The organism is Nocardioides dubius, assembly GCF_039528155.1.
GTDB classification, from domain to species: domain Bacteria; phylum Actinomycetota; class Actinomycetes; order Propionibacteriales; family Nocardioidaceae; genus Nocardioides; species Nocardioides dubius.
In genome coordinates, this window is sequence record NZ_BAAALG010000001.1 from 163,440 (window position 1) to 175,926 (window position 12,487).

The following is a 12,487-nucleotide window of genomic DNA, read 5'->3' on the forward strand; positions in this document are numbered from 1 at the left end:
ACCAGGTCGTTGCGGAGCCAGCTCAGAGAAGGGCGCCTTCGGGGTCGAAGCCCATCAGCGACAGCGCGGCCACCTGGTAGGTCGGCCCGGGCAGGTTGACGGCGTGGTTGAGGCCGGCGTGGGCGTCGCGCCACAGCCGCTGCAGCGGCTTGTCGGAGCGGATCGCGTTGCCGCCGGTGCGGGCGAACAGCGAGTCCACCGCGGCGACCGCGCGCCAGCTGGCGCGGACCTGGTCACGACGCGACTCCGCACGCAGGGCCAGCGACGGGGTGCCGCCCTTGGCCAGGACGTCGTAGACGCGGTTCACGTTGTCCAGGATCTGCAGGCGGCTGGCCCGGATCTCAGAGGCCGCCTCGCCGATGCTCGGCAGGGTGAAGGAGTCCTGCGTGATCTTGGTGCCGAAGACATCGGCGCGCTCACGCTGGTAGTCCACGCATGCTGCGAGAGCACCCTCGCAGATGCCGACGACGGTCGCGCTGACGGCGTTGCCGAACAGCGTGAACCACGGCATCGCGTAGAGCGGGTTGTCCGCCTTGCCGACCTTCGCGGCGGCGGTGCCGTCGACCACGGTCGCGTACTCCAGCACGCGGTACTCGGGCACGAAGACGTCGTCCACGATCAGGTCGTTGGAGCCGGTGCCGCGCAGACCGACGGTGTCCCACGAGTCCGGCACGATCTGGAAGTCGCTGCGCGGGATCAGGAAGTGGTGGTCGGCTCCCAGCGTGACCTCGCCGTTCGCGTCCTCGATCAGGCCGCCCAGGTGCACCCACTCGGCGTGGTCGCTGCCCGAGGAGAAGGTCCAGCGGCCGCTGAACCGGAAGCCTCCGTCGACGCGCTTGGCGCGGCCCAGGGCCACGTACGGGGAGGCGATCCAGCTGTCCTGGTCGGTGCCCCAGACCTCCTCCTGGACCCGCGGGTCCATCACGCCGACCTCCCACGGGTGCAGGCCGACGACGCCGCCGACCCAGCCCGCAGCCGAGCAGCCGAGTGCACCGGCCGCCATCACGGCCTCGATGTACTCGCCGGGGGTCGACTCGATGCCGCCGTACTCCTTCGGCTGCATCATCCGGGTCAGGCCGGAGCCCTTGAGCAGGCGGACCGTCTCGTCGGGGAGCTTGCCGAGCTGCTCGGCCTCCTCGGCCAGGCCGGCGACCTGGGCCTTGATCTTCTCGAGGTTCTCAATAACCGTGTTGCTCATCGCCGTGCCTCACTGCTGGGGGACGTTGAGGACCTGGTGGCCCCACATGTCCGGGAAGGGGATGTTGACCGAGGTGTGGGTGGCCGGGTCGACCTCGATGGCACCCGAGCCGACCTCGATCGGGAAGCCGGCCGGCGAGTTGATGTAGAACGAGAACATCTCGTCGTTGGCGTGCTGGCCGATGGTCTCGAAGAACTCGATGTCGGCGGCCTTGGCGCGGTCGTGGGCGCGGCCGACGTCCGAGGGGTCGTTGAGCTCGACCATGAGGTGGATCAGGCCGCCCTTGACGAACCAGGCCGACTTGTCGCAGCCGATCAGCGCGAGGCTGTGGTGGCGCGCGTTGGTGTGCAGGAAGTGGCCGGGGGTGCCTCCCATGTCCGCGAAGTCGGTGAGGCCGAAGCCCAGCGTGCGGCGGTAGAAGCGGTTGCTCTCCTCGAACGGGGCAGCGGCCAGGACCACGTGGCCCAGGCCCTGGTCGCCGGTCTTGAAGCCGCCGACGGCGTTGGGCGAGGAGAAGAGCTGCTGGGCGACCTGGTGGCCCCAGTAGAACTCCAGCACGTAGCCGGCGGGGTCGATCACCCGGACCAGGTCCTCCACGGCGCGCCGAGCGGCCAGGCCCTCGGGGCGCTCGTAGGAGATGCCGGCCGCGTCGAAGTCGGCGACCAGCGCCTCCAGCTCGACGTCGTTGCGGACCTCCCAGCCGATGGCGGCGACCTCGTCGCTGGCGCCGGCCTCGATCACGACACGGTGGGCCCGCTCGTCGGCACGCAGCCAGAGCTCGGCGTCGGAGTCCTGGGCGCCCACGGTCATGCCGAGGATGTCGGTGCCGAACTTCTTCCAGCCAGCCAGGTCGGTGCTCGTCACGACCAGGTAGCCAAGGGAGTGAATTTTCATGTTGATCCTTGAAATGTTCTAGGACATTAATCAGAGCAAAAAAAGAGCTCGCAACGGGTGCTGCGAGAGAGCCGCCGAGCCGGTAGGGTGATCGCAGTCACAAGCGTAAGCCCGGCAGCCCATTATGTTCAAGATCTTTTTAAAGATTCTTGAGCTCAGCCGTGAAGACGGGCCAGAATCCCCGCGACCTGGTCCACCGCAGCGCTCAGATCCTCGGCCGCGACGGTGTCGGCCAGCTGCTCGGCGCCGGCGTGGCGGAGCATCGGCGGAAGGTTGTTGCGCAGGCGACCGACGGTCCACGCCTCCGGGTCGCCCTCGGCGAACTGGTCGAAGCGGACCACCACGTTGGACTGGTCCGCGTTGCGGATGTAGTGGTAGTGCGGCTCGTTGTCGAAGCAGTCGAAGCGCAGCCACTCGAGACGGTCCTCGGCGCCCAGCACGTGCACGCACGCGCCGCCGTCGTGGATGCCGCTGTCGTAGGTGGCGTCGGGGCGACCGCGGTCCATCGCGTTGGCGTTGATCGCCTCGTCGGTCAGCCGACGGGACTCCACGATGAAGAGCAGCGGCCCGGCCGGCACCTCCACGCAGTGCGCCGGGTCCATCGGGATCGGCATCACGTCGTAGGAGCGGCCGAGGAAGTAGGCCTCGATGCCGCTGGGGACGGAACTCATGGTCATGGTGACTCCTTCTCGTCGCCGGTCGGCCCGGCGATCTGGTTGCGTAGGGATTCGCCCGCCTGGAGGCGGAGAACGTTGTCCAAGAAGAGCTCGCCGACGGCGGCGAGCGCACGGGTGGGCACGCTGGCGCAGTGGCCGGAGATCTCCAGGCCGGGCACCGCCCACAGGTCGCTGTCGGCCGGCAGCGGCTCGACGGCGACGACGTCCAGCGCGGCGCGCAGGCGGCCGGAGCGGCACTCCGCGACCAGGGCCGGCTCGTCGACGAGGCTCCCCCGGCCGACGTTGACCAGCAGGGCGCCGTCGGCGATCCGGGCCAGCAGCTCGGCGTCGAAGAGGCCGATGGTCTCGGGCGTCTCGGGCACTGCCGAGACCACGTACCGGGCCTCGCCGAGCAGCCGCGGCAGCTCCGCGAAGGCGACCTCCTCGACCACGCCGTCGCCGGGTCGCGGGCCAGGCGTGCGGCGCACCACGCGCACGGTCATCCCGAGGCCGGCAGCCAGCCCGGCTATCCGCTGGCAGATCGGGCCGAAGCCGATCAGCACCAGCTCCGCACCGTGTGCCGCCTCTCCGTAGCCGGCCAGCCAGCGCCGCTCGCGCTGCGCCGCGGCAAGCTCACCGAGCCGCTTGGCATCGGCGAGCACCCGGGCGATCACGAACTCGGCGATCTCCCGCGCCGCGGTGCCGGCGGCGTTGCACACCGCGACCCCGCGGGCGGCCGACTCGGCGACCGGCAGCCGCTCGACGCCGGTGGTCACGCTCTGCAGGAGCTGAAGCCCGGTCATCCGATTGGCCTGCTCGCCGTCCAGGTCGAAGCAGGTGGCCGCCCGCACCTCATCCCAGGGGTAGTCGGCCGGGGGCTGCTCGCCGTCCGCCCAGGCGTCGATCTGCCAGTCGGGCAGTCGCTCCCGCAGCCGGGCCACCAGCCGCTCCCGCGCACCCGGCGCATGCAGGCCGGCCGGCTCCAACAGTGCCAACCTCATCGCACACCCCTCAATGTGACCTCAGCGCTGGCTTTTGCGGCAAAACTCGACGCTGAGGTCACATTGAGCTCGACCTGGCGCAGTGCGTCGAGATCGGCGATGCCCAGCAGGCGCATGGTCTGGGTGAGCTCGTGGATCAGCAGCTCGAGCACCCGGCGCACTCCGGCCTCGCCGGCGATCGCCAGTCCGTACAGGTAGGCGCGCCCGACCATCACCGCGCTGGCGCCCAGAGCGATCGCGCGAGCGATGTCGGCACCGCTGCGCACTCCGCCGTCGAGCAGCACGGGCACGTCACCGGCGACGGCGTCGACGATCGCCGGCAGCGCCGCAATGGTCGCCGGCTGGCCGTCGAGCTGCCGCCCACCGTGGTTGGAGACGGCGATCGCGTCGGCACCCTCGGCCAGCGCACGGCGGGCGTCCTCGACCCGGGTCAAGCCCTTGACCACGATCGGCCCGGACCAGCGCTCACGGGCCCAGGCCAGGTCGGCCCAGGTGGGCACCTCGGCGAAGAGACGATCCAGTCCCCCACCCGCGACGCCGTGCAGGCCGTTGCCCATGCCCAAGGTGGAGGGGCGCCGTGCCACGCCGGCAAGCCAGTGCGGGCGGGTGAGCACCTGCGGCGCGAGCCGGGCCATGGTCGGCACCCGATAGGCCATCGGCAGGGTGAGCCCGTGCCCCGCGTCGCGGTAGCGGATCCCCGGCACGGGGGTGTCCAGGGTGAGCACCAAGGTGCGGTAGCCCGCTCCCGCGGCGCGCTCGAGGAGCTGCTCGGCGCCGGAGCGCCCACCCAGGAAATAGCACTGGAACCAGCCGTCGCGATGGCCGCCCCGGGCAGCGACCTGCTCCAGGGACCGGGTCGCCGTCGTCGACAGCACCGCACCCACACCCGTCGCCGCAGCCGCAGCGAAGACGCCGGGCTCGGCATCCGGGTGCACCGCGCCGGCCAGTCCGCAGGGTGCGGTGAGCAGAGGCGCACTGAGCCGCTGCCCGAGCAGCTCGGTGCCGGTGTCGACGGCGCCGACCTGCACGCCCACCGGTTGCTGCCAGGTGAGCGCCTCGAACGCCGATCGGTTGCGGCGCTCGGTGACCTCACGCTCCGCCGCCCCCTCGACCACGTCGAAGACGGGGCGCGGGAGCCTGCGCTGCGCCCACTCGCGCGCGTGCGGCACCGAGCTGATCCGAGCAGCGCGCCTGACGCTCAGGCCAGCACCTCCGGCTCGGACCGGAGCAGGCTGCGGGTGGCGCCGCCCCAGTAGACCTCGGCCGCGCGCTCGAGCAGCGACTCCTTCATCCCGAGCATCGCGCCGCGCGGCATCTGCAGCGGCGTGAAGCCGGAGACCATCACGTCGTAGGCGAGCTTGCAGGCGCGCTCGAAGGAGGCCGCGCGATAGGTCGCCTCGGTGACGTCGGCGCCGGTCACGATCACGCCGTGGTTGGCCAGCACGGCCACCTTGGCGTCGCCGATCTGCTCGGCGAGCTCCTGGGCCAGCAGCGGGGTGTCGATCTCGCCGCCGTACTCCTCCACGAAGACCAGGTCGTCCAGGTACATCGAGCCGGTCTGGTGCACCAGCTCCGGCAGCTTGCCGATCGCCGCCAGCACGCAGACGTAGTAGGGGTGGTTGTGCACCACGACCCGCGCGTCCTCGCGCATCCGGTGCAGCTCGGTGTGGATGTGGATCGCCGGCGTCACGTCCCAGCGACCCGAGACCACCGAGGCGTCCTCGTCGACGACGCAGATGTCGGAGGCGCCGACCTCGCTCCACCACAGACCCCAGGGGTTGACCAGCATGTCGGTCTCCCCGGGGCGCTGCCAGGTGATGTGGCCGGCCATGTTCTCCGAGAAGCCCTCCCGGGCCAACAGCCGGAAGGCGATGGCGAGGCGCTGCTCGTCGGTGAGCTCCTTCTCGGTGACCTGGGGCATCACCGAGGGGGCCCAGACGTCGAGGCCGCCGCGACGGACCGGGTCCTCGTGGAAGGTAGCAGTGGAATTCGTCATCTCATGTCTCCTGTGCAGTGGGGGCGGACGCCGGAGCGATCAGCGCGCGGCGAGCTCCGCCGAGACCTTCTCGGCGATCAGCGTGCGCAGCTCGCCCTTGGCGACCTTGGCTCCGCTCGAGCGGGGTAGTTCGGGGGTGATCTCCAGGCGCTCGGGGAAGAGCTCGCGCGAGACGCCTTGGGCAGTGAGGTGGGCGAGCAGCGTGTCGAGGTCGAGCTCGGCGCCGGTGTGCAGCTCGGCGAAGAGACAGACCCGCTCACCGAGCACCGGGTCCGGCATCGCGACCGCGGCGGCGTGCCGGATCGCCGGGTGGGTGAGCGCATCGGCCTCGACCACGGCCAGGCTGATGTTCTTGCCGCCGCGGACCACGAACTCGGAGATCCGGCCGACCACGCTCAGGTAGCCCTCGTCGTCGATCTCGCAGATGTCGCCCATCAGCATCCAGCCGTCGTCGGTGAACAGCTTGGTGTTGGCGTCCTCGTCGTCGAGGTAGCCGAGCGAGAGCGCCGGGCCGAAGCAGGCCGGCTGGCCGCGCCCCGAGGAGGTCACCTCGGTGCTGCCCTCGTAGAGCCGCACGTTCATCTCCGGCGCGATCCGCCCGGCGGTGCGCAACCGCTTCTCCGCGGAGTCGTTGAGGTTGGTGCCGCTGAGCAGACCGGTCTCGTTCGAGCCGTAGAACTGCAGGATGGTGGCGCCGGTGCGCTCCTCGAACTCCACCGCCTGGGCGTAGGGCACCGCCTCGCCGCCGGTGAAGACCACGCGCAGCGAGCTCATGTCGAACTCCTCGAGCGAGGAGTCGGCCAGCATCATGATGAACTGCGTGCTCACGCAGCACAGCACCGTCACCCGGTGCTCCTGGATCAGCCGGGCCGCCTCGCGCGGCGAGAACTTCGGCATCACCACGGTCTGGGCGGCCAGCTTGATCGGGGTCACGTGCGAGGTCCACAGGCCGAACCCGAAGGGCGCCGGCACGATCGAGAGCATCACCTCGCCCCGCTCCAGCGCACCGTTGGCCACCGCCTGGGTGTGGAAGTAGTGCCACCGGTTCTGGGTGTGCATGACGGCCTTGGGCAGGCCGGTGGTGCCGGAGGTCGAGTTGACCAGGAAGAGCGCGTCGGGATGGGCGGCGACGTCGGGCAGCGCCGCGGGCTCGACCTCCCACAGCTCGGTGTCGTCGGCCGCCGCACGGCGCAGGCGCACGCTGTCGGGGTCCAGCTCCAGCACCAGGTGGGTGAGCCGGATGCCCCGCTCGGCCAGATCGGTGGCCAGGGTGCCGGCGTCCTTGCCGTCGTGGCGGGCCAGCGTGATCAGCGCCTGGCACTGGCTCTGGTTGACCAGGTGGGCCACCTCGCGGACACCGGCCTTGGCGCCGATGCCGACGATCGTGGCGCCGAGCCGCTCGATCGCGACGAAGACGACGTGGATCTCGATCCCGTCGCTCATGCAGACCGCGACCCGGCTCCCCGGGGTCACCCCGGCGCCGGCAAGGCGCCGGGCGAGCTCGTCGGCACGCTGGTCGAACTGCGACCAGGTGATCGCGAGCTCCGCACTGGTGTAGGCGATCCCACCGGGAACGCGGGCAGCGTTGGCCGCTACCGCCTCGGACAGCGTCTCGTCACTCCACCAGCCGCGCCGCCGGAACTCGGCGGCCTGCTCCGTATCGAACAAACTCATGTGGAATGTTCTAGATCTTCTATGTGACGCATGTCAACCCGGAGTGCCGCTCGACTTTCCCTTTCGCCCGAATATCTCGCCTGCGTTACGCGGGAGTCACGCGGAGCGGACGGCGAGAGAAACAGTTGGGCATACCACTTGCCAGACGTCCCTGGTTGTGCAAATCTTCCATACGATTCACTTCGAAAGGAGTCGCCGCATGCTGCCCGCGCCACGGGTGGCGTTCCTGAGCCTGTCCAAGGCCAAGGACGTCGCCCACCACCAGGCCATCAACGCCTGGCATCAGCTCGACCATCGCCCGGAGAACCTGGCACTCGAAGGCGTCGCCCACGGCGAGCGCTTCGTGCAGACCCCCGAGCTGGCGCGCACCGCCGCCGCGGCCGGTGACTTCACCGACTTCCACTACGCCAACCTGTACTGGTTCGACGAGCCGGTGCCGGCCGCCGTCGACGTCTGGGCGGAGTTCGCCGAGCAGTCCTTCCGCGAGGGACGACGCCCCGACATCGACCTGCTGGATCGCGCCTACATGGACTTCTTCCAGGTCGTCGGCACCGCGGTCTCCCCCACCCTGCGCCTCAACGAGCGCGCTCTCCGCTTCCGCCCGGCTACCGGGGTGATCATGATCGCCACCGAGATCGGCGGCGCCATCTCCCGCAGCGCACTGCACGAGCGCAGCGCCTGGGAGTTGGACGTGCTGCTGCCGGCGCTGGCGGAGGTCCCCGGGATCAGTGCGGCCTGGGCGCTGCACAGCGCCCCCGAGCTGGCGCCCGCCGCCTGGCAGGCCCGCGAGGCCGCCCAGGGCACCGGCAACGAGCGGATCATGCGGGTGATCTGGGCGACCACCGAGATCGACCCGCCTGCCGTCGTCCTGCAGCGACTGCGTGACCACGACCCGGCGATCGCGCTGAGCGCGCCCACCAAGCAGCCCGGCGCCACCCGGTTCGTCGGCGCGCTGGAGACGATCACCCCCTGGCAGTGGGACTGGTTCGCGGGAGAGGGCCGATGAGCACCCCCACGCTCGGACTCCTCTTCGACGTCCGCAACCCCGCAGCCTGGGGTCGCGAGTGGTCCACGGTGATCGGCTCCGCGCTGGACCAGGTCGTCGAGGCCGAGCGTCTCGGCGCGGGCTCCGTCTGGGCCACCGAGCACCACAACTTCGAGGACGGCTACCTGAGCCAGCCGCTCACCTTCCTCGCCGCCGCCGCAGCGCGGACCTCCCGGGTCCGCCTGGGCACCGGCGTCCTGCTGGCCAGCATGCGCCACCCTCGTCACATCAGCGAGCAGGCGGCGCTGATCGATCAGCTCAGCGGCGGCCGGCTCGAGCTCGGCGTCGGCGCCGGCTATGCCGCCGAGGAGTTCGCCCTCTTCGGCAAGGACCTGGGCAAGCGGATGACGCTGGCCGACGAGAAGATCCGCGAGCTGAAGGCCGACCTGTGGGACGGCGCCCTCAACCCACCTCCGGTGCAGCAGCGGCTCCCGCTCTGGCTGGGCTACCAGGGTCCACAGGGCGCCCGCCGCGCCGGACGCCTCGGCGTCGGACTGCTGGCACCGAACGCGGCCCTGCTGGATCCCTACCGCGAGGGGCTGGCCGAGGGCGGCCACGACCCCGCGATCGCCACCATGGGCGGGATGATCCCGATGCTCCTGGCCCGCGACCCGGAGCGCACCGCGCGGATCGTCGCACCGCACTACGCCCACCAGCTGCGCACCTACGCCCAGGCGCGGGTCACCGACGGCAGCGTGGTGGCCCCGGCCGACCTCGACGAGCTGGTCGGCCAGATGCTCGACCCCGCCTCGCGCGGCCTGCGGGTCGTCGACGTCGACGCCGCGGCCAGCACCCTGGGTGCGCTGTGCGCCGCCGCGCCGATCCGTCACCTCTACTTCTGGGCCTCGGTGGCGGCCATGCCGGACGCCGTCGCGGCCGAGCACATGACCCTGATCTTCGGCGATCTGGCGACACGACTCGGCACCAGTTCCCCGGGTCCTGCAACCTGAGCGGGTCCCGCTCCCGTAACGTCAACGTGTCCGAATGCCAAAGTTGCTGCTAACCGACGTGGATGAGAGGAAGGCATGACCCCTCGAGAAGGCGCTCCCCCGACCGGCGCGGTCCGCTTCGCCCGCCTGGCCGAGCAGATCGCCGACGACCTGCGCACCCGTCTCCTCGTCGGAGACCTGGCCGAGGCCACCGAGCTCCCGGTCGAGGAGTCGTTGCGCGGCCACTACGCGGTCAGCAAGCCCACCTTCCGCGAAGCGATGCGCGTGCTGGAGGCGGAGGGACTGATCACCGTCCGGCGCGGCGCGATCGGCGGCGCCGTGGTGCACCGCCCCGACGCCGAGCACGTCGCCTACAGCCTGGGCATGGCCCTGGCCGGACGCGGCGTCCCGATCACCGATGTGGCCAAGGCGCTGCGCGAGGTCGAGCCCGCCTGCGCCGCCGCCTGCGCGCTGCGCGAGGACCGGATGATCGAGGTGATCCCGGTGCTCACCCGCCTGCACGAGCGCGCGGTCAAGGTGGTCGACAACCTGGTCGAGGTGACCACCCTGTCCCGGATGTTCCACGAGGCGGTCGTCGACCTGTGCGGCAACGAGTCCCTGGCCATGCTGGCCGGTGCTCTGGAGTCGCTGTGGAGCTCGCACGAGTCCCAGTGGGCCAGCCACAACCGCGAGACCAGCTCCCTGCCCCGCACCGAGCGGCTGCACGCGCTCGACGAGCACCGCCAGCTGATCGATGCGATCGCCGCGGGCGACGCCGAGCTCGCCCGCTCCATCGCACTGAAGCATCTGGAGGTCTCCCAGAGCTACCCGACGGGCGAGGACCTCGACGTGCTGATCTCCCCCACCTCGGTGCGCACCCGCTTCATCAGCTCCTCCAACTGACCACCCATCCCGACCCCGCCCCAGGAGGCCCCACCATGGCTACCGCCACCACCATCGACCCCATGCTGATGCGAACCTGCATGGGTCAGTTCGCCAGCGGGGTCACCGTGGTGACCGGAGTCGACGAGAGTGGGGCTCCCCTCGGGTTCGCCTGCCAGTCGTTCGCCTCGCTCTCCCTCGACCCGGCGCTGATCCTGATCTGCGTGGACCATCGCGGCCGCTCGTGGCCGCAGATCGCGCCCACCGGCCGCTTCACCGTCAACGTCCTGGCCGAGCAGCAGGAGGACCTGGTCAACCGGTTCGGCTCCAGCCGCGGCCTGCGCTTCGAGGGCCTGGACTGGCACTACTCGCACCAGGGCACGCCGTCGCTGCCCGACGTGCTGCTCCGGGTGCACTGCGAGGTGCACGAGGTGCTGCCCGGCGGCGACCACGACATCATCGTCGGCCGGGTCACCGACCTGGAGCTCGGCGCCGGCGGCGACCCGATGCTCTTCTTCCGCGGCAAGGTCGGCATCCGCCACGAGATCGCCGTCGACACCCTGACCCTGGGCTGGGGCTGGGAGTAGGCCCGAGGGCGCAGAAGTGGCACGCGAGGGCGCACCATTGGTGCGCCCTCGCGTGCTATTTCTGCGCTCTCGGGGAGAGACGGGACAGGAACCGCTCGGCGTCGACGACGACGCGGGTGATCTCACCGGAGCCGACCAGCTTGGCGCCCATCCGGGCAGCGACCGTGAACCGGACCAGGCGCGGCTCGGTGTAGGCGGCGGAGACCTCGACCTCGATCTCGGCGCCGACTCCGCTGGCAGCCAGGTGCTCCAGGTCGACCCGGGTGCCGACGCTGGTGCGCCCTGGGGTCAGCAGCGGCTCGATCGCGGCACAGGTGACCGACTCGCACCAGGCCAGCAGCCGCGGCGTGCCGAGAACGGGCAGGCTGCCTGAGCCGACGGCCTGCGCGGTGTCCTCGTCGGTGACGGTGAAGCGGGCGCTGGCACGGAGCGGATCGGCGGTTCCCATGGGCGTCATCCTGCCGCATCGGCGTGCAGGGGCTGCAAGAACACAGAACCCCCGCCGCCAGCTGGCTCGGGGGAACGTGTTGTCGCGTGATCGGATCGATCAGGCGTTGGGGCGCTTGCCGTGGTTCGCGCCCTTCTTCTTGCGCGCGCGGCGCTTGCGACCGGTCTTGCCCATGGTGTCCTCCTGGGATCGAACTACTCACGCCATTGTCTCAGGTCCGGCCCCGTCGGTGCCAATCGGGCACGGTGACGAGACGGACCGGCCTCACCCCTCGGTGATCCGCAGCTGCACCTCGCGCAGCTGCAGCAGCACCCGGTCGCGCAGGCCCTGAGGGGCGTTCTCGGCACAGGAGCGGGCGACGACCTGCTTGACGGTGCGCTCGAGGTCGTACTTCTGCAGGCAGGGCGCGCACTCCTCGAGGTGCACGCGCACCACCGAGCAGTCGGCCTCGTCCAGCTCGTTGTCGATCAGGAAGACGATCCGCTCGAGGTAGTCGGCGCAGTCTTCGGGTTCAAGGTTGCTCATGCGTCCTCACCCTCCCGGTCGAGGCGCAGCAGGCTGTTGTCACGCACGTAGTCGCTCAACATGTCACGGAGCTGACGGCGTCCGCGGTGCAGACGCGACATCACCGTGCCGATCGGAGTGTCCATGATCTCGGCGATCTCCTTGTACGGAAAACCCTCCACATCGGCGAGGTAGACGGCGAGCCGGAACTCCTCGGGGAGCCGCTGCAGAGCCTCCTTGACCTGCGAGTCCGGCAGATGCTCCAGCGCCTCGGTCTCGGCGGACTTGAGGCCCGTCGAGGTGTGCGACTCGGCGCGGTGCAGCTGCCAGTCCTCGACCTCTTCGGCCATGGACTGCTGCGGTTGCCGCTGCTTCTTGCGGTAGGTGTTGATGAAGGTGTTGGTCAGGATCCGGTACAGCCAGGCCTTGAGGTTCGTGCCGGGCTTGTACTGGTGGAACGCCGAGAATGCCTTCGCGAACGTCTCCTGGACCAGGTCCTCCGCGTCGGCCGGGTTGCGGGTCATCCGCATCGCGGCCGAGTAGAGCTGGTCGAGGTAGGGCATGGCGTCGCGCTCGAAGCGCAGCGAACGCTGGGCATCGGTCTCATTGGCCAGGTCGACGTCGCTCATGTCGACGTCGCTGGTGAGGGATTCAGTCATCGCGTCCCAGCCTA

General features: G+C 70.4%; 15 protein-coding genes. 4 read left to right on the forward strand and 11 right to left on the reverse strand.

Going from position 1 to position 12,487, the window contains the following annotated elements:
- Positions 1-22: 22 nt before the first annotated feature.
- From ABD151_RS00710 to ABD151_RS00740, 7 genes are all read right to left on the reverse strand, one after another.
- Positions 23-1,198 carry an acyl-CoA dehydrogenase family protein gene (locus ABD151_RS00710; RefSeq protein ID WP_343990212.1) on the reverse strand — a complete coding sequence of 392 codons (1,176 nt, stop codon included), beginning with the start codon at positions 1,196-1,198 and terminating at the stop codon, positions 23-25.
- Positions 1,199-1,207: 9 nt separating this feature from the next.
- On the reverse strand, positions 1,208-2,092 hold the full coding sequence (locus tag ABD151_RS00715) for a VOC family protein (protein WP_343990214.1): 885 nt from the start codon (positions 2,090-2,092) through the stop codon (positions 1,208-1,210).
- Positions 2,093-2,247: 155 nt separating this feature from the next.
- A complete protein-coding gene (locus ABD151_RS00720) occupies positions 2,248-2,769 on the reverse strand; it encodes a DUF7700 domain-containing protein (RefSeq protein WP_343990216.1) in 522 nt (173 codons plus the stop codon).
- Positions 2,766-3,749, reverse strand: a complete 984-nt coding sequence (locus ABD151_RS00725) for an NAD(P)-dependent oxidoreductase (protein ID WP_343990218.1) — start codon at positions 3,747-3,749, stop codon at positions 2,766-2,768. The genes ABD151_RS00720 and ABD151_RS00725 overlap by 4 nt, the downstream gene beginning before the upstream one ends.
- A complete protein-coding gene (locus tag ABD151_RS00730; protein ID WP_343990221.1) occupies positions 3,746-4,918 on the reverse strand; it encodes an alpha-hydroxy acid oxidase in 1,173 nt (390 codons plus the stop codon). Before ABD151_RS00730 ends, ABD151_RS00725 begins: the two co-directional genes overlap by 4 nt.
- 29 nt (positions 4,919-4,947) lie before the next feature.
- On the reverse strand, positions 4,948-5,745 hold the full coding sequence (locus tag ABD151_RS00735; RefSeq protein ID WP_343990224.1) for a class II aldolase/adducin family protein: 798 nt from the start codon (positions 5,743-5,745) through the stop codon (positions 4,948-4,950).
- 39 nt (positions 5,746-5,784) lie between these two features.
- Complete coding sequence (locus ABD151_RS00740) at positions 5,785-7,419, reverse strand: class I adenylate-forming enzyme family protein (protein ID WP_343990227.1); 1,635 nt, start codon at positions 7,417-7,419, stop codon at positions 5,785-5,787.
- 199 nt (positions 7,420-7,618) lie between these two features.
- Here ABD151_RS00740 and ABD151_RS00745 point away from each other — a divergent pair, with 199 nt between their 5' ends.
- From ABD151_RS00745 to ABD151_RS00760, 4 genes are all read left to right on the forward strand, one after another.
- Entirely contained in the window at positions 7,619-8,425 is an 807-nt protein-coding gene (locus tag ABD151_RS00745) for a hypothetical protein (RefSeq protein ID WP_343990230.1), read from the forward strand.
- Positions 8,422-9,414, forward strand: a complete 993-nt coding sequence (locus ABD151_RS00750; protein WP_343990233.1) for an LLM class flavin-dependent oxidoreductase — start codon at positions 8,422-8,424, stop codon at positions 9,412-9,414. The genes ABD151_RS00745 and ABD151_RS00750 overlap by 4 nt, the downstream gene beginning before the upstream one ends.
- 75 nt (positions 9,415-9,489) lie before the next feature.
- The gene (locus ABD151_RS00755) at positions 9,490-10,296 is read left to right on the forward strand and encodes a FadR/GntR family transcriptional regulator (RefSeq protein ID WP_343990236.1); all 807 of its coding nucleotides are present in this window, start codon (positions 9,490-9,492) and stop codon (positions 10,294-10,296) included.
- Between the two features lie 35 nt (positions 10,297-10,331).
- A complete protein-coding gene (locus tag ABD151_RS00760; RefSeq protein ID WP_343990239.1) occupies positions 10,332-10,862 on the forward strand; it encodes a flavin reductase family protein in 531 nt (176 codons plus the stop codon).
- 55 nt (positions 10,863-10,917) lie between these two features.
- Here ABD151_RS00760 and ABD151_RS00765 read toward each other — a convergent pair whose 3' ends face one another.
- The 4 genes from ABD151_RS00765 to ABD151_RS00775 all read right to left on the reverse strand — a co-directional run bounded on the left by ABD151_RS00765 (position 10,918) and on the right by ABD151_RS00775 (position 12,473).
- Positions 10,918-11,310, reverse strand: coding sequence for a thioesterase family protein (locus ABD151_RS00765; RefSeq protein WP_343990243.1), 393 nt, complete (start codon positions 11,308-11,310; stop codon positions 10,918-10,920).
- 99 nt (positions 11,311-11,409) lie between these two features.
- The gene (locus ABD151_RS21915; protein ID WP_369759046.1) at positions 11,410-11,484 is read right to left on the reverse strand and encodes a 50S ribosomal protein bL37; all 75 of its coding nucleotides are present in this window, start codon (positions 11,482-11,484) and stop codon (positions 11,410-11,412) included.
- Positions 11,485-11,574: 90 nt separating this feature from the next.
- Positions 11,575-11,835, reverse strand: a complete 261-nt coding sequence (rsrA, locus tag ABD151_RS00770; protein WP_343990246.1) for a mycothiol system anti-sigma-R factor — start codon at positions 11,833-11,835, stop codon at positions 11,575-11,577.
- Positions 11,832-12,473 carry a sigma-70 family RNA polymerase sigma factor gene (locus ABD151_RS00775; protein WP_343990249.1) on the reverse strand — a complete coding sequence of 214 codons (642 nt, stop codon included), beginning with the start codon at positions 12,471-12,473 and terminating at the stop codon, positions 11,832-11,834. The genes rsrA and ABD151_RS00775 overlap by 4 nt, the downstream gene beginning before the upstream one ends.
- Positions 12,474-12,487: the final 14 nt, after the last annotated feature.